Below are 22691 nucleotides of genomic sequence, written 5' to 3'. Positions count from 1 at the left end.
TGATAACAATAACTGTGGAGCGCCCATGCCCGCTCATAACCCTGCCTCGGAACTGGCGGCCTTCGTCGACAGTCATTTCGGCCACCGCGGCCTGGTCCCGGAAACGGTGATCGCCGAATCCTGGTACCGCAGTGTCACCCAGCACCGCCTGGACCCGAGTGTGCACCCGACGGACAACATGCTCAGTGCCGCCGAAATCCGCCAGTTGCAAGCCCAGCACCAGGCCTACCTGACCCTCGCCAGCCAGGGCGTGAGTGGCTTGGCCCGGCGGGTGGCGGATGCAGGTTTTGCCGTTTTGCTCAGCGATGCGGCGGGGGTCACGCTCGATGCCCGCCTGCCTGCCGACGCCGGGCACTTCACCGGGTCCGGGCTGGTGGTAGGGGCGCGCTGGGACGAGTCCATCGCCGGCACCAACGGCATCGGCACCGCGCTGGCCTCACAACAGGCGCTGACCATTCACCGTCAGGAACATTTCCTGGCCAGCAATGCCCGGCTCAGTTGCTCGGTCTCGCCCATTTTCGACAGCCATAACCACCTGCTGGGTTGCCTGAACGCGACCTGCTTGTACAACGATGGGCCCAAGCAGGCCCAGCACCTGACCTTGCAATTGGTGACGCTGTACGCGCGGCTGATCGAAAACGCGCATTTTCGCCAGCGTTACCGCGACTGCCTGACCCTCGCGGTCAAGCCCTGCGACGGCGATGCGGACCTGGCAGCCGAGCAACTGCTGGCCCTCGACGAGGGTGGGCGTATTGTCGGGGCCAACCGGGCCGCGTTCAGTAGCAACCCCCATGCCCTGCTCGGCCTGCGTATCGAGCAGGTGTTGAGTGCCGACATCGACCAGTTGCTGGCCCTGACCCAGGGCGGTGCCCGGGGCACGCAGCTGTACGATGCGAGCCAGGTCACGGGCCTTGAGGTTGGCCTGCGCGTGCCGCGTGCTTATCGCCCTTGTGCCCCGACTGCACCGGCGGCCTCTGCCAACGCGCATCCGACACTCGACCAGCTGGCCGGCGGCGACCCGCAGTTGCAGCACGCCGTCGCGCGCCTGCGCAAGGTGCTGGACAAGGACATCGCGCTACTGCTCAGCGGTGAAACCGGCACTGGCAAGGAAGCGTTCGCTCGCGCCCTGCACCAGGCAAGCGCCCGAAGCGCCCGGCCTTTCGTGGCGCTCAATTGCGCCGCCATCCCCGAAGCGCTGATCGAAAGCGAATTGTTCGGCTACCGACCCGGCAGCTTCACCGGGGCGGACCGCAAGGGCATGAAAGGCAAGCTGGAACAGGCCAACGGCGGCACGCTGTTTCTCGATGAAATAGGCGACATGCCGGCCGATCTGCAAACCCGTCTGCTAAGGGTGCTGGCGGAACGGGAGCTGGTGGCGCTGGGGGCGGCCACCCCAGTGAGGCTGGATATTCAGGTGATATCGGCGACGCACCAGGACCTGACTGCCAGAATCGCCACCCACCAATTCCGCGAGGACCTCTACTACCGGCTCTGTGGCATGCGCATCACGCTGCCGGCGCTGCGCGAGCGCAGTGACCGAGCGCACGTGATCGAGGGTCTGCTGGCACGTCTGGCACCAGGGCTGCACCTGTCAGCACCTGCACATGCCGCCCTGCTGGCCTACTCCTGGCCGGGTAACATTCGCCAACTGCTCAATGCCCTGCGCCAGGGCGCGGCCCTGGCAGAAGGCGGGTGCATCGAACTGGCCGACCTGCCCGCCGAGTTGCAGCTTGGGCAGGTCGAACCGAGCAGGACAATCTGCGCAACGCCGCAGCTTGGGCAGCAGGTCGAGGAGGCTGAGGCCGACCACCTGCTAACGCTGTTGCGCCGTACCCAGTGGAACATGAGCGCCGCCGCCCAGGCCGCGGGCATCTCGCGGTCCACGTTGTACCGCAAGATCAGGCGCCACGGCATCGTGCAACCCAATCGCCAGGGCCACTGAGCCCAGTGCCCTGCCGTGACGGCGGGGCACTGGCAACTGCCGGGCTTCAACCCTGGATGTAGACCACCTGCGTGCGCGTGTACTCATAGAGCCCATGCTTACCGTCCGCCCCGCCTATGCCCGACTTGCGGGCTCCGGCGTGGAAGCCTTGCATGGCCTCGAAGTTTTCGCGGTTGATGTAGGTCTCGCCAAAGTCGATTTCCCGGCATGCCTTGAGCGCGGCGTTCAGATCGCGGGTATAGAGCGACGAGGTTAGCCCGTACTCGCTGTCGTTGGCCAGGGCAATGGCTTCGTCCAGGTCCTCCACCACCTGGATCGGCAATACCGGCCCGAAGATTTCCTTGCGCATGATCTCCATGTCGCCCGCGCAGCCTGCCAGCACGGTGGGCTGATAATGAAAACCGCTGCCAAGGTCGGCCACCTGCCCGCCCGTGACCACCTGCGCGCCCTGGGCCTGGGCGGTGCGCACCATCTGCGCCACCTTGTCCAGGCCGGCCTGGTTGATCAGCGGCCCCATGTGCAGGTCCTCCTGCGTCGATGGGTCCCCATAGCGCGTGGCGGCCATCGCCTGGGCCACCTGATCGATGAACCGATCGGCCACCTGGCGCGCCACGTACACGCGCTCTGCGCAGTTGCACACCTGTCCGGTGTTGATCACCCGCGAGGCGACGATCGCGTTGACTGCCAGGTCCAGGTCGGCATCGGCCAACACGATGGCAGGCGCCTTGCCGCCCAGCTCCAAGTTCAGCTTGGTGATGTTCGGCGCCGCCGCTGCCATGATCCGTGCACCGGTCGCCACGCTGCCGGTGAAACTCACCATATCCACGCCGGGGTGACTGGACAGGCCGTGGCCCACGGCGGCGCCGGTGCCGCCGACCACGTTGAACACCCCGGGTGGCAGGCCGGTTTCGGCCACCAGCCGGGCGAACGCGTAGCAGTTGATCGGGGTTTCCTCACTGGGCTTGACCACGATGGTGTTGCCGGTGATGAGCGCCGGCGCCATCTTGCGGGCGATCAGGAAGAACGGGAAGTTCCACGGCAGAATGCCTGCCACCACGCCCACCGGTTTGCGCATGAGAAACACATGCTCGGCCCGACGGTCGCTGGTCAACACCTCACCTTCCAGGCGTCGCGCCCACTCGGCCATGTAGTCCAGATAATCGGCCGTGAAGCCGACTTCCACCTGGGCCAGAGCCGGGACCTTGCCGCCTTCCAGGGTAATGGTCCGGGCCAGCTGGTCGGCATTGGCCCGTATCCGGCTCGCGATAGCACGCAGGTAGCCCGCGCGTTCCTGCGCAGGCCGGGCTGCCCAGGCCTTCTGAGCCCGGCGTGCCGCGCTCACGGCCTGGTCGACCTGGGCCTGCGAAGACTCAGGCACGCGACCGAGCAACTGGCCGTTGGCCGGGTTATGGACCTCAAGCAAGGCCTCACCGGGTTCGAACCGGTTGTCGATGAAGTTCTGGTAGACCGAATCGTTCATGGGCATTTCACTCCTGTGGTGCATTGTCAGCCAGCGATGAAGGGCTTGCCGGGCGGGCGCTGAACCGCTTCCAGACCTCGCCTTCCTCCTGCAAATCGTGGGCACGCTTGATCAGGTACTGATGGACCTGCTCGACCTGCTCGGGGTTGAGGTTGTCGGCGAACGAGGGCATGCCATCGGGCACCCTGCCGCCGTAGAGAATCCCGAGGAACATCTGGTGCTTGTCGGCGCTCAGCTTGCGCAGGTCCGGCAGGACCCCGCCGCTGACCGCATGAATGCCGTGGCACTGGGAGCAGTTGCCGTCGTACAGCACAGCGCCTGCGGCGACCGTCTCGGCGTTGGCCGTCAACGGCGGCGGCTTGGGCGCATCGGCAGGCGGGGCCGGCTCGCGCAGCTTGGCCGTGCCGCCCAGCTTGTAGGTCAGCACCTGTGCGTAGGGCTGCACGCCTGCACGCAACGAGAGTGCCCCAGCGAACGTGGAAAACGCGCCGCCCCAGCCCGCCATGAAGGTGACGTATTGCTCGCCGTCGACGGCATAGGTGATCGGTGCGGCCATCACGCCGCTGGCCGCAGGCGCTTCCCAAAGCTTCTTGCCGGTTTCGGCGGCATAGGCAATGACCCGGCCGTCGGCGCTGCCTTCGAACACCAGGTTGCCGGCCGTGCTCAAGGTGCCGCCATTGAAGATGGTGATGTACGGCACTTCCCAGGCAGGCGCCTGCTTGACCGGGTCCCAGGCGATCAGTTTGCCTGACCAGGTCTTGGCCATGTCCAGCAGCCCTTCGGCGCCTTCGGGCATCATGCCGGTACGCAGCCCCAGCTGATAGACGCTCTTGAACGGGTTGCGCTTGGGCGCTTCGGGCACGTGCTCGTAGTAGGCGGACATGATGTGGGCCGGGATGTACACCAGCCCCGTCTGCGGGTTGTACGACATCGGGTGCCAGTCGTGTGCCCCCCAGAACGCCGGGGTCACCAGCTTGCGCTTGCCGTCCTTCCAGTAGGCCGCCGCGTCGTCATCGACGATGGGCCGGCCGGTCTTCATGTCGATGCCCTTGGCCCAGTTCACCGGCACGATGTTCTTGGCCGACAGCAACTCGCCGGTTTCCCGGTCCAGCACATAGAAAAAGCCATTCTTGGGCGCCTGCATCAGCACCTTGCGCGGCTTGCCGTCGATGGGCAGCTCGGCCAGGATCATGTGTTGGGTGGCCGTGAAGTCCCAGGCGTCGCCGGGCGTGGTCTGGTAGTGCCAGGCGTACTCGCCGGTATCGGCATTCACCGCCACGATCGAGGACAGGAACAGGTTGTCGCCCTTGGCCTGGCTGCGCCATTTGGGGTCCCACATCGCGCCGTTGCCCACACCGATGTACAACAGGTTCAACTGCGGGTCGTAGGCGAAGGAATCCCAGGCTGTCCCGCCGCCGCCCCACTCGACGTAGGCATCCCCGTGCCAAGTCTTGCTGGCGATCTGCATGGCCTTGTCCTCAGGCGGCAGCTTCGGGTCGCCCGGTACGGTGTAGAACCGCCATGCCTGGCGCCCGGTTTCGGCGTCGTAGGCGGTCACATAGCCACGCACGCCGAATTCGGCGCCGCCATTGCCAATCACCACCTTGCCGTTGACCACCCGCGGCGCACCGGTGATGGTGTAGCTGCGCGTGGTATCGGCGCGGGTGTCGACCGACCACACCCGCTTGCCGGTCTTGGCGTCGATGGCCTCCAGGCGACCGTCGAGCACACCGACGTAGACCTTGCCCTGCCACACGGCCACGCCCCGGTTGACCGCATCGCAGCAGGCCTCGCCTGCACGGTTGCGGTCGGACTGCGGGTCGTACTTCCACAGCAGCTGGCCGTTGCGCGCATCCAGCGCGTACACCACCGAGAACGGCCCCGTGGTGTACATCACCCCATCGACCACGATGGGAGTCGCCTCCACACCGCGGTCCAGGTCGAGCTTGTAGCTCCACGCCAGCCCTAGCTGGCTGACGTTGCTCTGGTCGATGGTCTTGAGGGGGCTGAAGCGTTGCTCGTCGTACGTGCGGCCATGGCTCATCCAGTTGCCGGGCTCTTTGTCCGCATCGATGATGCGTTGCCCATCGACACCGGCGGCAAAGGCCAGGGGTGTCCAACTGAGGGCCAGGGCCAGGCAGCCGAGTGCAAGGCGTTGGGGGCCTGATCGATTCATGCGCTGTTCTCCGTTCTTGTTATGGCGACGCTGCGACGAGCGTCATTCCAAGCAAGAGCAACGGCTGTGCCAAACCGCCGGCTGACGGCCGGAGATACCGCGGTAGAGCCTTTGGGCCGTCAGTAAGGAGGGGCCGGATACGGGCGAATGCTCGACACAGTTGCGTCAACCTTGGGCCAAAGGTGGAACAGGTGTGTCACAGCTGAAGAGTGCCCGCAGCTTTGATCAGCAAAAGGTGCAGCGGGTAAAATCCATAGCCCCAGCGACCCACTGCCGGCACGCGACGCCATCGGCTGTGCAACAGGCCGTTGCCGACCGGGATGGCCACGGCGGCAACCGTCAGCGTGACCCAGGTGAAAGCGGCACCCAGGTGCGTCATCAACCAGCTGTTGGTCAAGTTGCCGGCAACCGCCGACAGGCACGGCACAAGCCACATTCGGCCCCCGTAGCGGTGGGCAAGCACGCAGGCGGCGGGTAGCAGCACCCCTGGCAGGCCGTACATCAGGTACGGGCTGCCAGCCCAACCTGCGCCCAGCGCGACCAGCCCAAGCAGCCGCGTTGTCAACTGGGTATGCTGCACGCCCCAGGCCAGCAGCAGGCCCAACAACAGCGTCGGCATGATGCTGAACGTGGTCGAGCCGCTGTCCAGCCAGCGGTAAGCGGGCTCGGACAGCACCGTGAACAGCAGCATCAGCCCCAGGTACCGCCCGTGGTGGCGATCAAGCAACGTGTCAGGCCCGCGCCGCACCACGTTCATGGCCATGGCCAGGCAAAAGAGCGGAAACGCCAGCCGGCCAACCACGAACAGGCCGTGGGCCTGCGGCCAGAGAAAGCGCAGGTGGTCAGCGACCATCGCCAGCATCGCGACCCACTTCACCAGGTCCAGCCCGCCTGAGCGCATGGGGGCTACTCCACCTGGCCCTGCCCTGGCGCTGCAATGCGTGCGGTCCAGGCGGCCAAGGGCAGCGGGGGTTGCTGGAAGACGATGCGGCGCCAGATCAACGCCAGTGCCTGCCCGTCGAACAGATCGCGCGGGCCGCTGGCAGTGTGCACGGCCGGCTGCTGCGTCTGCCAGCGGCCCTGCTCGCCCTGCCGGGCCATGTCGAAGCGGAACGTGTAGTTGCCTGGCGTACCCATGCGCAGGTCGGTCACCACCAACCGGTCGCCGACCTGGTCGTAGCGCAGCCAGTCGTCGGTGAACCAGCGCAGCCGCTGGTGCAGCGGATCGTTTGCCAGCACCTGGGCCAATGACAGGTTGCGGTTCAGGCGCAGCATCTCTGGCGACTGGCGGTCCAACAGGCTACTGACCCCTTCGTAATAGACGCCGTCCGGCGCTTTGGCCAAGACCCGCCAGACCAGGCTGTTGAACGCCATGGGCACTGCCCGAACCTCGCTCACAGTCACGCCCTTGGCATCGAGCGCGGCCTGGAAACGGTGTTCTGCCAGGGTACGGCTGGCAAGGCCCAAGCCCAGGTACGCGGTGCTCAAAGCCAGCGCCACGCCCATGAACCGTACTGCGCGGGCATGGGTGCCACGCACGGCGGCGTAGGCCACCGCCACCAGCAACGGCACGGTATACACAGGATCGATGATGAACACGGCCGCCCAGCTTTGCGGGGTCACGTGCAAGGGCCAGAGCAGCTGGGTGCCGTACACGGTGAACGCGTCGAGCACTGGGTGGGTCACCAACACCAGCCAGAACGTCAGGAACAAGCGGGACAGCGTATAGCCTTTGTCCGGCCAGGCCCTGTTCACCAGCCATGCCAGGAGCGCTGCTAGCGCGGTCAGCACGAACACTGAATGGGAAAAGCCGCGGTGGTAGGTCATCTGCGAGACCGGGTCGGCATAGCGGATGATCACGTCCAGGTCCGGCAGTGTGGCCAGCGCAGCGCCGTAGACCAGGGCCCGACGGCCCTGAATGCGCCCCAACAATGTGCCTTGCAACGCAGCGCCGAGAACGGCTTGGGTTATCGAGTCCAAAACAAAGCCTTCGTCAGGAGGGTGTCGGGCCACGCTACCTGCTTGCGGGGCGCTTGCGCAATCGGCGCACGGTGCGCACGCTCGCGCTGGAAACAGCTTGCAAAGAAGCTGACCCGCCGGCGGGTATTATTTCTTACATATGACCTGCAGCATTTGATAGAACTACGCCACGCTTCTTGTACGTTCCCGCGCCTTGACCACTTTCGAGACCCCCAAACTCCGTATGTCTACCCGGTTGTTCTCCGCCCTACGCCGCCGTTGGTTCAGCTGGCTGTGCGCTGCCACCTTGGTGCTCGCCCTGCCCGCCGGGTGCTCGGTCTTGCAGCACAAGGAACGCGAGCTGGTGTTTCGCATCGAGCCCGGCCAGGCCAGCTGGTTCCATGGCCTGCCCGGCGGTGTTCAGGAACTGGACCTGCGCCCGCGTACCTTCGCCGAGAACCAGAGCCTGCATGCCTGGTGGTGGCCCGCAAAACGCGCCGATGCACCGGCCATTCTTTACCTGCACGGTGTGCGCTGGAACCTCACCGGCCAGCTGTTTCGCATCGAACAGCTGCACGCCATGGGCTATTCGGTACTGGCGGTGGACTATCGCGGCTTTGGTCGCAGCCGAGGGGACTTGCCCTCGGAAGCCACCGTGTACGAGGACGCTCGCGTGGCTTGGGAGCGTTTCGCCCAACTGCAACCTGATGCGAGCAAACGCCTGATCTATGGGCACTCCCTGGGTGGGGCCGTGGCGGTCGATCTGGCGCGCACGCTTACCCGTGAAGCCCGAGACACGCGCACCAGCGCCCCTGCGCGAGGGCTGATCCTGGAGTCCACGTTCACCTCGCTAGGCGATGTGGCAGGCGTGGTCGCCAATACATCGCTACCGGTGCGCTGGCTGCTGTCGCAGAAATTCGATTCACTGGGCAAGATCGGCGACATCGACCTGCCGGTGCTGCTGGTCCATGGCCTGGACGACCGCTATGTGCCCTCGCGTTTCAGCCAGCAGCTGTTCGAGGCCGCGCGCGAGCCCAAGACGCTGTTGCTGGTGCCGGGTGCGACACACAACAACAGCATGAGCCTGGCCGGGCAGCGTTACCGCAAGGCAATCCAGGCCCTGCTCCAGGCGCAGCAGGTCACTGTACCGGCAGGAAATTCATCAGCAGCAGGCTTTGCGCATAATTGAGGCCGATACGGCGGTAGCGCTCGTCGAGCAGCTCGGCCAGCAGGTCGAGGCGGGCCACCACCTTGCCGAACTCCACGGCAAAACTCAGGTTGCTGCCCTCCTCCGAAATTTCGTTGGAGAACAGCAACAACACACCGTTGGCGTCCTGCCGCTGGCTCAGCATCCAGGTGGCTTTTTCGATGTTGCGCGCGGCGTTGTTGATGAACAACGGGTCGAGGGTGTCGGTCATGTAGAACGCGGTGCGCCCGCCGTGGGCGGTGATCAGCATACTGCCGATGGCGTAGATGAACGCACCCACTCGATCACCGCGAAACTCCGGGCTCAAGGCATAACTCAAGGCAGCCAGGTCGCGTCGATTGCCCAGTTGCGCCAGGGGTTGGCGCTGCTCGATGGCCAGGCGGATCTGGCGCTCGGCCGTGGCCGCGTCCAGGTAGCCTGAACGTTGCAACTGGTTGGGATTGCGCAGGTACAGCTTGTTCATCAGCAGGTAGAGGCTTTGCAGGTTGTCGCGCATCGACAAGGTGGCCAGGCGGTCCACACTAGTCTGGAACAGCTCGCTGGGTTTGCCTTCGCCCAGCTGGTTGACGATGTCGCGCCCCTGCTGCTGGGTGCAGGCGCACAGGCTGGCCAGGGAGCCTGCCAACAGCAGGCGAACTATCGTGGAGCAACTGCACACTACCATCGGCACCGCTTCGTTTTCGGCGGCCACCGCGGGGATCGCGGCGGCCTGGGCCTAGCATAGAGCCCCGAAAGCCAAAAAAGTGCGGCAAGCGCCAGTCCGTGCAGTGACCTGAATTACATCGCGCCGCGCAGCAGCTCCACGACCTGGGCATGCAGGGCCGGGTCACCACAGGCCACCACGCAACCGCCCTGCTGCGCGCTGCTGCCATCCCAGGCGGTGATCACCCCGCCTGCGCCCTCGATGATGGGCATGAGCGCCTGCACGTCATAGGGCTGCAAGCTGGCTTCGACGATGACATCCACAAAGCCCGACGCCAGCATGCAATAGGCATAGCAATCGCCACCGTAGCGCATCAGCCGCGCCTGGCTGGCCACGTGCTCGAACGCAGCCTTGCGCGCAGGCGTATCGAACATGTCAGGGGTGGTGCACATCAGCGTGGCCGCTGCCAGTTCCTTGCAGGCGCGGGTCTTTAGCGCTTGCGTGCCCGACCAGGCACCTTCGGGCGTGCCGATGAACCGTTCGCCGGTAAAGGGCTGGTTCATCACCCCCACGACTGGCCGGGTACCGTCGTTGAGCGCGATCAGCGTGCCCCACAACGGCAGGCCGGTGATGAAGGCACGGGTGCCGTCGATCGGGTCGAGCACCCAGGTCAACGGGCTGCTGCCCACGGCCACGCCCGCCTCTTCACCGAGAATGCCATGGTCTGGATAGCGCGCCTGGATCCGCTCGCGCATCGCGTCCTCGGCCGCCTTGTCGGCGACGGTGACCGGGTCGTACAAGCGACCGCCTTTGTCCTCGACCTCCAGGCTTGCACGAAAGTAAGGCGTGATGGCCGCGCTCGCAACATCGGCCAACTGCTCGGCAAACTCACGGAACTCGGCAATCTGTTCGGCGCTCAGGGGCATGGAAATGGGCCTTGTACTAGTCGGGGAGGCGGCATGATAACAAACCCGCTGATCGGCATGGCGTCCGCAAAACGATATCAATATGGCATCATCGATTCTTGATTTAGCCAGGACTCGCTCGTTGTACTAGCATACCTGTCACGCACCGATGCCGGCCCAGGATGAGGGCTTGCACCACAGCCGGGTTTCTGCCCTGGCCTCAAGGACGATTCGATGAGCATCAATTCCATTTATCCGCAGATCGGCAAGATCATTGCCAGCACCGGCAGCCGTCAGTTCCCCCGCCTGTTGCATGACCTGATTCAGGCTCACCTGTGCATCGACGCCACGCAGATCCGCCAGCTGCCACGCTCGCCGAGCGAAACCACCGTGCTCGACGAAACCGTGTTCTCGTGCGATCAAGCCACTGCCACCGCCTCGGGCGACCCATCGCGCCTGCACCGTATCCGCACAAGCGACGCGCGGGTCGAGATCCGCGTACTGCGCGCCGACACCACCTACGGCTTCTCCGCCCTGGAGCGCAACAGGCTTGAGGCCATTACCCCCCTGGTGCTGCCGATGCTGGAGAAACACCTGCGTGCCCTGCAACCCACCGCGCAGCGCAATAGCCACGAAAGCCTGGAGCAGCGGTTCATCGAGCGCCTGGCCCAGACCGGCCTTAAGCTGTCCGAGCGCGAGCGCCAGATCTGCGCATCCAGACGTCGAGAAGGTTCAGGGCGGCACCGGCCGGGTGGGCGTCAGCCTGCAGGTCGTCCCGCATCAACTTCACGGGCAGTTGGGTGGCGAAACGCTGCTGTGCCAAGCCACCGTCCTGCACCCAGGCGGTGCGCAAGGCATCGTGCAGGCTAGCCAGATGATCCAGTGCCTGCGACAGCCTGGTCCTGTCCACCTGCCCCTCCAGCGCGACATAGGCGCCAATGTTGTACAGCGGGGACGAGCCTTGGCTGAGTTGCTCCAGCCAGATATCCCGCTGGGCAACGGTCAGGTCGAGGCACCCGACGGTAGCAATCCGCGTAACCTGCGGCGGGCCCATCAATGCCACCTGGTGTCCTGCAGCGGCAGCAAGCGGTGGGTGATCAGTGCCTACCGGTTGCCCAGCGAGCGACGCTTTTCGCTGGCAGAGCTGTCGCAGCTCAAAAGCCTCTCGAGCACCTTGCTGCCGCTCGTGGAACATCACGGCCAATTGCTCGGTCACGACGGCGCCGAAGTAATCTGCCAGGCGCTGGATGACGCGGAGGTCGGCAGACTGCAGCAAGCCTTCGGCAGGCGCCTGCTTCAGGCGTCGGTCAAGCTCTCGGTGCGCGAACAGGAGGTGTGCGTGGGCTTGCTGGGCGGCTGCACTGTCCCTGAGCTGGCCCAGCGGTTGAATGTAAAGAACAGTTCTGTCGAGACCTATCTAAAACGCGCCGCTGCCAAGCTAGGCGTAAGCGGCCGTAATGGCCTGACCAAATGGATGATAGCTGGCTAGCGACCTGCTCATTACCGTCTGCGCAAACAGAGTACAGGTGTAAACCGAAACAGATGCATTTGCTAATGATTCGTAGTATTTTTCGCGGCGCGGTTAAACCTCCAACATCAGCGCCCTACTTAGGATCGTACTGTCGATGCGTCGCACGTTCGTCTCGCTTTGTGTACTTCACGCCGTTTCCCCCCTGGCGTTTGCCGACCCGGCCTCCCCGCCCGACACCGCGCAAATCGAACTTCAAGCCTTGAGCATTACCGGCAGTGCCGACGCCGAGCGGGCCGATGGCCCGGTCGAGGGGTACAAGGCCAGTCGCTCGGCCAGCGCCACGCGCACTGACACGGCACTGCACGAGACGCCTCAGTCGGTCAGCGTGGTGCCCAAGGATGTCCTCCAGGATACGGGCGCCACGCGCCTGCAGGACGGGCTCGACTATGCCGGCGGCGTAGGCCGTGCCAACAACTTCGGCGGCCAGGGCCTTACCACCTTCACGGTGCGCGGCTTTACCACTGGCGAGTTCTACCGCAACGGGTTCCCGATCAACCGGGGCTACCCCAACGCGCCCGACGCCAACACGGTCGAGCGGCTGGAAGTCATCCGCGGCCCGGCCAGCAGCCTGTATGGCCGTGGCGATCCAGGTGGCACCTTCAACGTGGTCAGCAAGCAGCCCCTGCCAGACCCTAAAGTGACCCTGGGCAGTCAGTTCGACGACCAAGGCATGCACCGCGCCACCCTCGATGCCACCGGGCCGCTGAACGAGGATGGCTCCGTGGCCTACCGGCTCAATGTGCTGGGCGAAGGCGGCGACAGCTTCCGTGACGACGTGCAGGGCGAGCGCTATGACGTAGCGCCAGTACTCAGCTGGCAGGTCAACGACAGCACCAAGGTGGTGTTCGAAGGCGACTTCATGCGCAACAACCACCCCCTTGATCGCGGCCTGACCCGCTACGCCAGCCAACCGCGCAGCGCCTCGCGGGACACCTACATCTGGGAAAAAGGCAGTGACAACCTGCTGCACAACGACAACAACATGGCCCAGGTACGCTTCGAGCATCTGCTCAACCAGGACTGGACGCTGGCTGGCGGCTTCCAGTTCCTCGATGGCAGCCTGCAGGGCAATGCCGTGGAAGCCAACAAGGCCCCGGCTGATGGTCGCACCCTGGAGCGCAACTTCAACTGGCGCAAGCTGCAGTGGACCGACCGGGACTGGCAACTGAACCTGACGGGGCACTTCGACACAGGCGCGTTCAGCCACACCTTGCTGACCGGCGTCGAATACGAGAACTACGATTACAACTCCATCATCCAGCGCTCCTCGGCGCGCGATGGCACCTACCCCATCGATATCTATCACCCGGTACTGGGCCAGCCTCGCCCTGCCCTGACGCGCACGACCACCTGGGACAAGGAGAACCTGCAAACCTGGGCGTTCTTCATTCAGGACCAAGTGGCCCTGACCGAACGTCTCAAGGCGCTGGCCGGGGTACGCCTGGAGCGTTTCGAGCACGACTACGACGACAAAATGCCCACCAACCGCGACTTCAGCAAAGGGGAAAATGGCGTCACACCGCGCGTTGGGCTGATCTACGACCTGACCGATACCCTGGCGGTGTACGCCAATACCGCGCGCTCGTTCAAGCCCAACACCGGCACGCCCGCCAGCGGTGGCGGCTTCGATCCAGAAAAGGGCAAGTCTTATGAGCTGGGGTTGAAGTGGGCGTCGCTCGATGGCCAGCTGAGCGCGGATGCCGCGGTCTATCACATCGTCAAGGAAAATGTCCTGGCCAACGATCCAAGCGACCCTACCAACACCTTCAAGGTGGCCGCAGGCCAAGTGCGCAGCCGCGGGCTGGATATCAATGTGGCAGGCAACCTGACCCCCGAATGGCGCGTCATCGGTGGCTATTCCTATGTCGACGCCGAAGTCACCAAGGACACCAGCCTGCCCAGCGGTACGCGCCTTGCCAATATTCCGCGCAATACCTTCAGCCTGCTGAACACCTACGAGTTCCAGGACGGTTTGGCCAAGGGGCTCGGGTTGGGCGTAGGGGTGAAGTACGTGGATGACCGCGCCGGCCAGACCGCAACCACCACCTACACCATGGAGCGCTACAGCGTGGTGGACCTGCTAGGCTTCTACAAGGTCAACGAGCACGTACGCCTGAACCTGGACGTGAAGAACCTGTTCAACAAGGGCTATGACGAAGGCTCGTTCAACACCTACGCCTATCCCGGCGCGCCTCGTACGGTGCAGGCCGGGGTGGCCTACACCTTCTGACAAGCACTCGGCCGGCTCGGCGGCAAGGCAGCCGCCGCGCCAGGCTGATTATCAGAAGCCTTTGCTGTAGAACAGCGAGTACGACTCGATGCCATCGTTGGGCTGGCGGATGCCGGCGTTGGAGTAATGGATGGCGCGGATGCCGACCTTCTGCTCCGACGGCAACTTCAAGCCCAGGCCAATGCGGTCTTCGAAGTTGAAGGACGAACCCATGCGCTGGTCACCGACGCGGGTCTTGGAAAATGCCGCAATACCGATACCCGCTTCGATGTAGGGGGTGTAGGTGAAGCCGCTGAACTCATAGGTGAACACCGGGCTGAAGGACAGCGAGTGGGCACCGCTGGCATCTGCGCCTTCCCAATAGGTGTAGCCCGCGTCCCAGTAGCCGGTCAGGTGACCAACACTGGTCTCGAACCACTGCTTGTCCCAGTCGAAGGACAAGCCTGCACGGTAGGTCATGTCGCCTTGGCTGGTAATACCGACAGCGCCGGAAACCTGAGCAGCCTGGGCCAGGTTCGCCCCGGCGAAGGCCAGCACGGCGGCAGCCAACGAAGCAGCGATACGGGATTTCATCTATGACATCTCCTGATGGTAAGTGCGACAGCTGGAAGTCTGGACCCTGGGTCGGTCGGTTGCATCAGCCTGCTGAGCATCGACCGGACGGCCTGGGGCTTTGACCTCTCGAAATTTTTGGTAACCGAATCTCATGTTTCGGTCACACGATGTAATAATGCCGGATTATGGTCAGTTGTATAGGAACTTGGAAGTAGATTGCTATCACTTCTCATGATCCTTAGCCGTTTGCTGCTTGGATCAGGCAGGATAACCGTGCTAGACCGGTTTTCCCATCCAAGGCCCTGGGAGGGCGGGCCAACGCATCGAGCCGGCAACCGATGCCTAGACTGGTCGCTGTAAGAATCGTTCAAAATCGTTTTGAATCAGGATGATGAGATGCTTTCTTCAAGTAGACTCACGAACGTGGACAAGCTGCGCGAGACTGTCCCACGGCGCCAGACCAGCCAAGTCTTGAGGTAACGGAAGTCTTCAGACATCGGCCAGGCACTGACCGTACTGCACCCTGGCATGTTCTCCAGCATGGTGCGCGGCATCATGGCCAAGCCTGCACCGGCACTGACGCACGCCAGCATGCCATGGTAGGACTCCATTTCGTGAATCTTGCGTGGGACAGCCTGATCATTGACGAACCAGTTCTCGAAGTGATGCCGGTACGAGCAGTTGGCGCGAAAGGCGTAGATGTTTTCGCCGTTCACGTCTTGCGCCCGGGTCACGGGCGCGTGGTTGAGGGGCGCGATGATCACCATCTCTTCTTCGAAGACCGGCATACCTTCCAAGGTCGGGTGCAAGACCGGCCCGTCGATGAACGCGGCCACCAGCCGACCCGACAGAACACCCTCGAGCATGGTGCCGGACGGTCCCGTGGACAGATCCAGGTCCACCTTGGGATAGCGCTGGTTGTAGGCTGCCAGCACGGCCGGGATCCGCACCGCCGCGGTGCTTTCCAGGGAGCCCAGTGCGAACGTGCCCTGTGGGTCCTCCCCTGCCACCGTGCTGCGCGCCTCCTGGACCAAGTCGAGGATGCGCCGGGTGTACTCCAGAAAATTCCAGCCGGCCGGGGACAAGCGCAAGCGGCTTTTTTCGCGAATGAACAGGTCTACGCCCAAGTCCTCTTCCAGTTGCTTGATGCGCGTGGTCAGGTTGGAGGGCACCCGGTGGATATGCTGCGCCGCTGCGCTGATGCTGCCTTGCTCGGCGACTGCCTTGAACATCTCAAGTTGTATCAGGTCCACGGCTTTCTCCAAACGTGAATGAGTGGCTCATTATTATTCAGTTTTCATTAAAGCCCTAGCCCACTAGTCTGAGCCCACTGCATACCTACAGCGAGAGTGTCCCGCCATGAATGCGATCAGCAGCCAGACCCACGCCATCTCCCTTGACCCGTACACCGGCGAACAGATCGGCGCCTACCCGTTCGACACCGATGCCGCGCTCGAAGCTGCGCTAACGCGAGCCAAGCATGGCTACGGCCAGTGGAGCCGGCTGTCGGCCGATCAGCGCAGCGAGCACCTCCTGGCGCTGGCCACTGCCCTGGAGACTCAGGCCGAGACGTTTGCCCAGATGATCAGCCGCGAAATCGGCAAACCCATCACCCAGGCCCGGGGTGAAGTCAGCAAGTGCGTGGGGCTATGCCGCTGGTACGCCGAGCACGGCCCCGCGATGCTCGCGCCTGAAGCGACCCAGGTCGAAAAAGCCCGCATCGAATACCGCCCGTTGGGCCCGATCCTGGCAGTGATGCCCTGGAACTTCCCCGTCTGGCAGGTGCTGCGCGGCGCGGTACCGGCGATTCTGGCGGGTAATACCTACGTGCTCAAGCATGCCCCCAATGTGATGGGCAGCGCCTACCTGCTGGACAAGCTGTTCAAGGACGCGGGCGTACCGGAGGGTGTGTTCGAGGTGCTCAACGTGACACCCGACGGTGTGACTCGCGCCATCAACGACCCGCGCATTGCCGCGGTGACCTTGACCGGCAGCGTGCGCGCTGGCATGGCGATCGGTGCTCAAGCCGGTGCTGCGCTGAAGAAGTGCGTACTGGAACTGGGCGGCTCGGACCCTTTTATCGTGCTGGCCGATGCCGATCTGGATGCAGCCGTGCAGGCAGCAGTGATCGGGCGGTACCAGAACACCGGGCAAGTGTGCGCGGCCGCCAAGCGCTTTATCGTCGAGCAGAGCATCGCCGAGGCCTTCACACGCAAGTTCGTTGAAGCAACGCAGGCCTTGAAGGTGGGCAACCCGCTTGAAGAGGCGACCTATATCGGCCCCATGGCCCGCTACGATTTGCGCGACGAGCTCGATGGCCAGGTGCAGGCCAGCCTTGCCGAGGGCGCTACGTTGTTGCTCGGCGGTCACAAGGTCGAAGGTGTGGCCAACGTTTACGCACCGACCGTGCTGGGGGATGTGACGCCGCAGATGACAGCCTTCAGGCAGGAACTGTTCGGCCCGGTTGCGGCGATCACCACCGCGCGGGATGCCGACCATGCCGTGGCGTTGGCCAACGACAGCGAGTTTGGCCTGGCTTCGACCATCTACACCGCCGACTATGCCTTGGCCGAGCGCATGACGTCGGCGCTGGAGACCGGTGCGGTGTTCATCAATGGCTACTGCGCCTCCGACCCCCGTGTCGCCTTCGGCGGGGTGAAGAAAAGCGGGTTTGGGCGTGAACTGTCGCATTTTGGCGTGCGTGAGTTCACCAATGTGCAGACGGTGTGGTTGGATCGCAACTGAGGCGCTGGCAGGCTTGGATGCCGTGTTGCGGGGTTAGCTTCGCGTTTTACACCGTCGGGGGCCGCTGCGCGTCCCCATCGCGGTACAAGACCGCTCCTACACGCGAGCCGGTGGGTTTCATGTAAGGGGCAAGACAGTCACCCTAGACGCAGCGCCCGGCTCAGGGTTACGCGGTCCCTGTAGGAGCGGTCTTGCACCGCGACGGGCCGCGCAGCGGCCCCGGCGATCTAGAGTGCCCGCTGACTCCAGGATGCCCGGTACATCCTTGCGCACGTTACGCGCCTGCGAGTCTAGTTGCTAAATGGCCTGGATTAGCCATCACGCAGGCTCCTTTCCCCGAGTCGAACGCCCTACCGCCTCCAGCTCACCGCATGCATCTCGCTGAGGTACCAGGCGAATGTCCACCCGACGATTCTCTGCGCGACCATTGAGGGTGTCATTGCTGCTGACCGGCTGACTGGCTGCGACACCTTGGACAGCGAAGCAACTGTCCGCAATATCGCCCATGCGCTGCATCCAGTCGCGAACAGCAGAGGCGCGGGCACGAGAAAGATCTAGATTCCTGGCAGCATCCCCCCGCGCATCCGCATGTCCGGAAATAACGATCAGCCAGCCTGGTTGAGCCTTGATTCCAACCAGAGCATTGATCAACAGCTTGGTTGAGCCGGGTTTGAGTTCAGCGCTGCCGGGATCGAACAGGGTCAAGCTGTCGAGTTGGATAGGATCAGGCGTAGGGGGTCCTTCTGCTTGCCTGGCTGCCCACTCTTGCCAGCCCCACCACCCCAAGGATGCAATCGTGACCATCAATGTCAGCAACCATGGCAATACGACACGCTTCTGCACCGAAGGCTCGACAACGAATGTATAAGCCGAAGGCGCAGAAACGACAGCAGCCATGTGAGGCGTAATGGAAGGCTCAGCAACCGTCGCCCAGGATTGCAGCGCAAGCGGCATTGGCGCCGCTCGGCTTCCCGACACGCGTTGCAGAAGGCTGACTATCTGATTGCGCAAGACCTGCAGCGACACCAATGGCGCATGACCGAGGCGTTCCAAGCGATGCTCCAGCCGGTTCAGCTCGACAACCAGATTGCTCAGCACTGCCGAGTTTGACGTGCCCCACTCCACCCGGCGTACCCATGGATGCAATTGAGCAAACAGCCAAGCCAGGAGATCGATACGAGCTGACGCCTGCACTGGCCACAAGTGCGGCCACTCATCGCTCAGTGCCCCGAGCAGCGCCACGCCTTCAGTCAAGCCCGCCAACCCCGTGCGGTAGCTACGCGCAAGCACAAAAGCCACCGCAGTCTGCAGTTCAACCCCGTTCAGCTCGAATAGCCGCAGGCACAGCCCCTCGACTTTTGCCCAGTCCACGTCTGGGCAGGCAGGGTGATTGAGCTTTGCCAACTCACCGTGCAGCCTCTTGAACTCATCGAAGTCGCCCGGATTACCACCCAGGCGAACATGCATCTCAAAAAGCGTCGTCATCTGGCCCCCTGTCAGTTCCATTGCACGGGAAGGTAGCCTTCCTGCTTGAGGTGACGCACCACAACCCTGCCTTCGACCCCGAGCGTGGTCCCAAAGAACGCCCTGCCGCCGCCCTTGATGAGTACGTCAAGGGCATAGTCAAGATGGCTAGGGCGGGACTGAGGCATCAGATGCACGCTCACCTGCGCCAGCCGTGGCTCATAACGGCGCAACGTTCGGGCGATGTCGTTCATCAAGCCATGGGCTGAAGCCGGTAGCCCTTGCAGCACCGTGCCCATATCCGGCAAGCCATAGTCGGGCAGATGCGAGAGTGAACCTGCACGGCTGTTGAGAATGCGTTGAATGTTGTCCAGCACAGAGAGGGTCAACTGGTCATCTTCATTCACCTGGCTCAGCGCTAGCTCACCGCGGAAGTTCTGCAACAGGATTTCGTAAATGGAAGGACTGGTTTCAGGCATGCAGTCAGCCCTCCGCGCGCTGTCGGAGCGTCAGTCGGTTATCGCCCAGTTCGAGCACCCTGGCCTGATCCGGTTCGAGGTCGTCCCGCTGCAAGACAACGCGCCACGTATTTTCGATAACGTCTGGACTTCGGAATAGCGCTACCACCGCAACATACCGAGCGTCGCTTTGTAGAGGTGTGCTCAGCTGCGCCGCCTCGCCGGGCTTTATCACCACGACGCGCTCATCGAGCAGATCATCGCGAAGCACTCGCTCACCTTGGCTTACCAGTTCGTCATAGGAGGCATTCTCCAGTGCCTTGCTGCCCTTGAGCTGGTAGATCCGCACCAATACTGGCACCGACAGCCCGCTCATTTCTGCGCCATCGGTATTAATCGCTGTCCGGCCGGTGAGATCCAGGTGCAGCGTTTTGACTTGCTTGTAGAAGATCATCTGGGCGGTGGACGCCGTGCCGTCTGCCACCGTTTGTGCAAGGCCACACCCACTCAAAACAGCAAGCAACGTTGATGCGGTGAAGCAATTAAAAACGGTACGCAACATGCTGTACCTCCTTCCTGCAAGGATTCGGTTGCAGACCTTGATATCGGCCCAGGTTGATTGTGATCGCGTTGTATTGAGCCGATGCCTGTACGCCTTCTGTCTGCCTCAACACCGCGGTCATGCCCAGCATCGACCTGGTGCGTCCTAGTACAGGAGCCGGCACGATCTCGCGTGGAATCGAGAGTTGCAGCAGCGCTGTGCAACGCCACCCCAGATACACCTCAAGCAAAACCCGCAAATCGGTTAGCAGCCGGCCACCCGGAAGCCACTCACGCGCTTCATCCACATCCTCGGTACACAGCAACAGGCGCAGTTGGCTGTTAGCGTCGTGCCCGACAGCACCCAATGGCATGCCCTGGCCCAACCTCACCGGACGCTCGGAAGCAAGACTGGCAGGCTGCTCAAGCAAAACGCTCTGCGGCCAATGCCCGGTCACGTGCGTATCCGTATGCGGCGCCAGCAACTTCACCAAGGCACCGATCCCCTCCGCGTTGCGCGTGGGCAGGCGCATCACACTGAGAAGGGCCAGAAAACGTGACATCGGTGTGGCGATGCGCGCTGCCGTACCGGGAATACCCAGCCCGATCAAGCCCAACAAACACTGTGAAGTGGCATCTCGCCCGCCCGGCTCGAACGTTGCCGGGTAGGAGTACTTGCGCCAGATCCGGTAGAACTGGGTAAATAGCCGATGGTTGAAAATATCGAGGAAGTGCTCCAGCGCCTCATGGCCTTCGCGCCGCTGGGCGATATCATCCAGATAGCCTGTGGGCAAAGGAGAGTCGACGCCATACAAACCCAGCAGCCGGGTTCGCACGGTCAGCGGTCGGTCTGGAGCAGACTCGTCGATTTCAATGGCCTTCAACTCACCTGCTGGAAATCCCATTCCAGGGTCTGGCCGGAACCTGACCCGGTCATCGCCGGGGTGTGCAGTGCTGCCCAACGGTGGTTGTTCAGCCAACACCTGCTCCAGCACCTGGCAGAAGCGGTAGACGTTAGCGGTTGAAACCTGTTCAGCCAGCACGTGCAGAATGCCTTCGGCCTTCAGCCTGGAATACGCTGACTGTGATGTTCGTTCCATCGCAGGCACCTCCCTGTCGGTTGCAGAATCATCGTCAGTTGAGTGCACAGATGAACGTCCGCATACAAAGCGAAGAACCGGCTGAGCATTTCACCGAACAGGCAGATGTCTCCCTCCCCTGAAAAGCCGTTGCTATCGACCGTCACCTCGATATCCACACCTCGCAGCAAGAAGCCTTTTTCGAAGCGCTGGATCAGGTGATGCTTGACGTCGACAATGGCCTCAAGACGGCGGCGATTCGTTTCGCTGCCCGTCCACTCATACAAAGCCAACGTGCCACGCAGTACTTCAGCGCTGTTGAGCATCGGCAGAAAATTCGATCCCAGATGACTGAGCACTCGCCAGTGGAAACGATCGCGGTTCGGCGGGTAGCAAGGCAGCGTCGGCGCGGTCAGGTTGCGTACACGCAAGCCTGCCTGAGTGGACTGCGCCGCAGCATCGAGCAAGGTGCTGCGCAAAGCTTTGCGCGGCAGCTGGCCATTGGTACCCGTCAGGCGCAATGACAGGCTTTTGCGGTTGAGCAATACATCTTTGTCAAAGCCCTCCCCGCCAAGAATCAGCCAAGTGTCATGCAAACCATTGGCGCCGCGCCTCAAGCGGGTATGGAAGTAGCGCTCAGGGGCCTCATCGCGAAGCATGCCCCCTTTGTGGCGAAAGCTGCTGAAAGGCACGTAGTCCTGACGCACGCTGTCCTTCGTTCCAGAAACCTTGTCTACCGAGTAGATCTCTGTATGCCCGTCCTGCAAGCGCATTGGGCGAAGCAAGTATTCATTCTGCAACGGGTCCAGGGTGAGCGGGTCCGCCTCCAGTGCAAACAGGTTGATCACGGGAACCGCGTGCAGACGAATGTGCTCTTGTGTGGGCGTGAACGTATGCGACCAGGTCTCACTGAGCACGACTTCAAGCTCGAACCATGGGGCGTCTGGGGGCAACGCGAGCGAATCGAGGCCACAGAGCGTGACGAACATGAATTTCTCACGGAACGTGAAGTACTCCAGCAACAACTGATAACCACTGAAGGCGCTATCGCCTTTAGGCCAAAGACGATCATCGTCCGCAAACCCCTTAGGCTTGAAATGCCCCGCAAATGCCTTGCGCTGCGCCGCGCCTGGCAAGCGCACATGCAACGCCTGTACGTTCAATGTCAGCGCCTGATGCAGCACACTGGCAAGCGCCGCGTCGCCACTCAGATACAACGGGATATGCGCGAGGTCGAGTTGATCCCAGCTGGCCAGTGCTCCACGCGCGAAGCGTAGGCGCAGAACTGCACGCCCATCTGGCTCATGGTCAAGTCGCACGGTTTCCAGATGGAGCGGCCGTAGCGTCAAATCCTGCGTGGTGGAGTAGCGGCAACGGGTACGGTGCTGCCCCACCGGCTGTGACAGCACCTGAAAGCCTCTTGCGACCTGCTCGCAGCCCTTCATCTGACTGACATCTGGCATCAGTTCGACGATGGCCAGCGATGGGATGGTGCGCAAATAATGGGGCCATAGCAGGCTTACCAGCCCCTCCGTCAGCTCGGGCAGGTCATCGTCCAGTTTCTCGCGCAGGCGCCCCATCAGGAACGCAAAGCCTTCGAACAAGCGCTCCACGAAGGGGTCTTCAGCGCCGGCTTTGTCCAGGTTGAGCTGCGCCGCACGGTCCGGAAAAGCCTGGGCAAACTCCTTGCCCGCTTCGCGCAGGTAGCGCATTTCAGCGTCGAAGTAACGCAGGGTTGGGTTGTCCTCAGTCAAAACAGATTCCTGATCAAATTGAA

The 22691-nt window shown here is 63.0% G+C and carries 19 protein-coding genes and 1 pseudogene; 6 read left to right on the top strand and 14 right to left on the bottom strand.

From position 1 onward, the window contains the following. Positions 1 to 25: 25 nt before the first annotated feature. Positions 26 to 1942: a sigma-54-dependent Fis family transcriptional regulator gene (locus FS767_RS12080; RefSeq protein ID WP_144965785.1), complete on the top strand. Its 1917-nt coding sequence runs from the start codon at positions 26 to 28 to the stop codon at positions 1940 to 1942. Between the two features lie 46 nt (positions 1943 to 1988). Here FS767_RS12080 and aldA read toward each other — a convergent pair whose 3' ends face one another. From aldA to FS767_RS12060, 4 genes are all read right to left on the bottom strand, one after another. Next, positions 1989 to 3422, bottom strand: a complete 1434-nt coding sequence (gene aldA / locus FS767_RS12075) for an aldehyde dehydrogenase (protein ID WP_144965783.1) — start codon at positions 3420 to 3422, stop codon at positions 1989 to 1991. 7 nt (positions 3423 to 3429) lie between these two features. After that, the gene (locus FS767_RS12070) at positions 3430 to 5598 is read right to left on the bottom strand and encodes a PQQ-dependent dehydrogenase, methanol/ethanol family (RefSeq protein WP_144965781.1); all 2169 of its coding nucleotides are present in this window, start codon (positions 5596 to 5598) and stop codon (positions 3430 to 3432) included. A gap of 196 nt (positions 5599 to 5794) precedes the next feature. Next, complete coding sequence (locus tag FS767_RS12065; RefSeq protein ID WP_144965779.1) at positions 5795 to 6499, bottom strand: TraX family protein; 705 nt, start codon at positions 6497 to 6499, stop codon at positions 5795 to 5797. 5 nt (positions 6500 to 6504) lie between these two features. After that, a complete protein-coding gene (locus tag FS767_RS12060) occupies positions 6505 to 7578 on the bottom strand; it encodes a metal-dependent hydrolase (RefSeq protein WP_144965777.1) in 1074 nt (357 codons plus the stop codon). A gap of 223 nt (positions 7579 to 7801) precedes the next feature. On the opposite strand from FS767_RS12060, the gene FS767_RS12055 reads away from it, so the two are divergent. Further along, positions 7802 to 8746, top strand: coding sequence for an alpha/beta hydrolase (locus FS767_RS12055; protein WP_058604556.1), 945 nt, complete (start codon positions 7802 to 7804; stop codon positions 8744 to 8746). On the opposite strand, the gene FS767_RS12050 is transcribed toward FS767_RS12055, so the two are convergent. Together FS767_RS12050 and hisN are read right to left on the bottom strand one after the other, a co-directional pair. Then, on the bottom strand, positions 8697 to 9428 hold the full coding sequence (locus FS767_RS12050; protein WP_058639248.1) for a hypothetical protein: 732 nt from the start codon (positions 9426 to 9428) through the stop codon (positions 8697 to 8699). The two genes, FS767_RS12055 and FS767_RS12050, sit on opposite strands and share 50 nt — an antisense overlap. A 113-nt stretch (positions 9429 to 9541) precedes the next feature. Next, a complete protein-coding gene (hisN, locus tag FS767_RS12045; protein ID WP_144965775.1) occupies positions 9542 to 10333 on the bottom strand; it encodes a histidinol-phosphatase in 792 nt (263 codons plus the stop codon). 213 nt (positions 10334 to 10546) lie between these two features. Between hisN and FS767_RS22845 the strand changes: the two genes are divergently transcribed. Continuing rightward, positions 10547 to 11182 carry a LuxR family transcriptional regulator gene (locus FS767_RS22845; protein WP_167338737.1) on the top strand — a complete coding sequence of 212 codons (636 nt, stop codon included), beginning with the start codon at positions 10547 to 10549 and terminating at the stop codon, positions 11180 to 11182. On the opposite strand, the pseudogene FS767_RS23505 reads toward FS767_RS22845, so the two are convergent. After that, positions 11136 to 11366: pseudogene (locus FS767_RS23505) on the bottom strand (condensation domain-containing protein); the annotation flags it as partial. The gene FS767_RS22845 and the pseudogene FS767_RS23505 overlap by 47 nt on opposite strands. On the opposite strand from FS767_RS23505, the gene FS767_RS12035 reads away from it, so the two are divergent. After that, positions 11274 to 11801: a helix-turn-helix transcriptional regulator gene (locus tag FS767_RS12035; RefSeq protein ID WP_371921589.1), complete on the top strand. Its 528-nt coding sequence runs from the start codon at positions 11274 to 11276 to the stop codon at positions 11799 to 11801. The pseudogene FS767_RS23505 and the gene FS767_RS12035 overlap by 93 nt on opposite strands. Positions 11802 to 11937: 136 nt before the next feature. Next, positions 11938 to 14073 (top strand): TonB-dependent siderophore receptor, encoded by a 2136-nt coding sequence (locus FS767_RS12030; RefSeq protein ID WP_144965773.1) that lies wholly within the window; start codon positions 11938 to 11940, stop codon positions 14071 to 14073. Positions 14074 to 14124: 51 nt separating this feature from the next. Here FS767_RS12030 and FS767_RS12025 read toward each other — a convergent pair whose 3' ends face one another. Together FS767_RS12025 and FS767_RS12020 are read right to left on the bottom strand one after the other, a co-directional pair. Next, positions 14125 to 14646, bottom strand: a complete 522-nt coding sequence (locus FS767_RS12025) for an acyloxyacyl hydrolase (RefSeq protein ID WP_144965771.1) — start codon at positions 14644 to 14646, stop codon at positions 14125 to 14127. A 365-nt stretch (positions 14647 to 15011) separates the two neighbouring features. Next, complete coding sequence (locus FS767_RS12020) at positions 15012 to 15881, bottom strand: LysR family transcriptional regulator (RefSeq protein WP_058604546.1); 870 nt, start codon at positions 15879 to 15881, stop codon at positions 15012 to 15014. Between the two features lie 106 nt (positions 15882 to 15987). On the opposite strand from FS767_RS12020, the gene FS767_RS12015 reads away from it, so the two are divergent. Next, positions 15988 to 17373, top strand: a complete 1386-nt coding sequence (locus FS767_RS12015; protein ID WP_058604545.1) for an aldehyde dehydrogenase family protein — start codon at positions 15988 to 15990, stop codon at positions 17371 to 17373. 318 nt (positions 17374 to 17691) lie between these two features. Here FS767_RS12015 and FS767_RS12010 read toward each other — a convergent pair whose 3' ends face one another. From FS767_RS12010 to tssF, 5 genes are read right to left on the bottom strand one after another with little or no spacing between them, the layout of a single operon-like run. Beyond that, on the bottom strand, positions 17692 to 18858 hold the full coding sequence (locus FS767_RS12010; RefSeq protein ID WP_144965769.1) for an OmpA family protein: 1167 nt from the start codon (positions 18856 to 18858) through the stop codon (positions 17692 to 17694). 11 nt (positions 18859 to 18869) lie between these two features. Next, entirely contained in the window at positions 18870 to 19316 is a 447-nt protein-coding gene (tssE, locus tag FS767_RS12005; protein WP_144965761.1) for a type VI secretion system baseplate subunit TssE, read from the bottom strand. 4 nt (positions 19317 to 19320) lie between these two features. Then, a complete protein-coding gene (gene tssJ, locus FS767_RS12000; RefSeq protein ID WP_144965758.1) occupies positions 19321 to 19857 on the bottom strand; it encodes a type VI secretion system lipoprotein TssJ in 537 nt (178 codons plus the stop codon). Next, complete coding sequence (tssG, locus tag FS767_RS11995; protein WP_144965882.1) at positions 19838 to 20935, bottom strand: type VI secretion system baseplate subunit TssG; 1098 nt, start codon at positions 20933 to 20935, stop codon at positions 19838 to 19840. Before tssG ends, tssJ begins: the two co-directional genes overlap by 20 nt. Continuing rightward, a complete protein-coding gene (gene tssF / locus FS767_RS11990; RefSeq protein WP_144965756.1) occupies positions 20899 to 22668 on the bottom strand; it encodes a type VI secretion system baseplate subunit TssF in 1770 nt (589 codons plus the stop codon). Before tssF ends, tssG begins: the two co-directional genes overlap by 37 nt. Positions 22669 to 22691 lie beyond the last annotated feature (23 nt).

Source organism: Pseudomonas sp. DE0010, assembly GCF_007680745.1.
GTDB classification, from domain to species: Bacteria; Pseudomonadota; Gammaproteobacteria; order Pseudomonadales; family Pseudomonadaceae; genus Aquipseudomonas; species Aquipseudomonas parafulva_B.
This window is presented reverse-complemented; position numbering and strand designations above follow the sequence as displayed.

Bases quoted from the DNA above. Each gene is read 5' to 3' on its own strand.
- FS767_RS12080 (WP_144965785.1), top strand. From the start codon at position 26: ATGCCCGCTCATAACCCTGCCTCGGAACTGGCGGCCTTCGTCGACAGT.
- aldA (WP_144965783.1), bottom strand. From the start codon at position 3,422: ATGAACGATTCGGTCTACCAGAACTTCATCGACAACCGGTTCGAACCC.
- FS767_RS12070 (WP_144965781.1), bottom strand. From the start codon at position 5,598: ATGAATCGATCAGGCCCCCAACGCCTTGCACTCGGCTGCCTGGCCCTG.
- FS767_RS12065 (WP_144965779.1), bottom strand. From the start codon at position 6,499: ATGCGCTCAGGCGGGCTGGACCTGGTGAAGTGGGTCGCGATGCTGGCG.
- FS767_RS12055 (WP_058604556.1), top strand. From the start codon at position 7,802: ATGTCTACCCGGTTGTTCTCCGCCCTACGCCGCCGTTGGTTCAGCTGG.
- FS767_RS12050 (WP_058639248.1), bottom strand. From the start codon at position 9,428: ATGGTAGTGTGCAGTTGCTCCACGATAGTTCGCCTGCTGTTGGCAGGC.
- hisN (WP_144965775.1), bottom strand. From the start codon at position 10,333: ATGCCCCTGAGCGCCGAACAGATTGCCGAGTTCCGTGAGTTTGCCGAG.
- FS767_RS22845 (WP_167338737.1), top strand. From the start codon at position 10,547: ATGAGCATCAATTCCATTTATCCGCAGATCGGCAAGATCATTGCCAGC.
- FS767_RS12030 (WP_144965773.1), top strand. From the start codon at position 11,938: ATGCGTCGCACGTTCGTCTCGCTTTGTGTACTTCACGCCGTTTCCCCC.
- FS767_RS12025 (WP_144965771.1), bottom strand. From the start codon at position 14,646: ATGAAATCCCGTATCGCTGCTTCGTTGGCTGCCGCCGTGCTGGCCTTC.
- FS767_RS12015 (WP_058604545.1), top strand. From the start codon at position 15,988: ATGAATGCGATCAGCAGCCAGACCCACGCCATCTCCCTTGACCCGTAC.
- FS767_RS12010 (WP_144965769.1), bottom strand. From the start codon at position 18,858: ATGACGACGCTTTTTGAGATGCATGTTCGCCTGGGTGGTAATCCGGGC.
- tssE (WP_144965761.1), bottom strand. From the start codon at position 19,316: ATGCCTGAAACCAGTCCTTCCATTTACGAAATCCTGTTGCAGAACTTC.
- tssJ (WP_144965758.1), bottom strand. From the start codon at position 19,857: ATGTTGCGTACCGTTTTTAATTGCTTCACCGCATCAACGTTGCTTGCT.
- tssG (WP_144965882.1), bottom strand. From the start codon at position 20,935: ATGGAACGAACATCACAGTCAGCGTATTCCAGGCTGAAGGCCGAAGGC.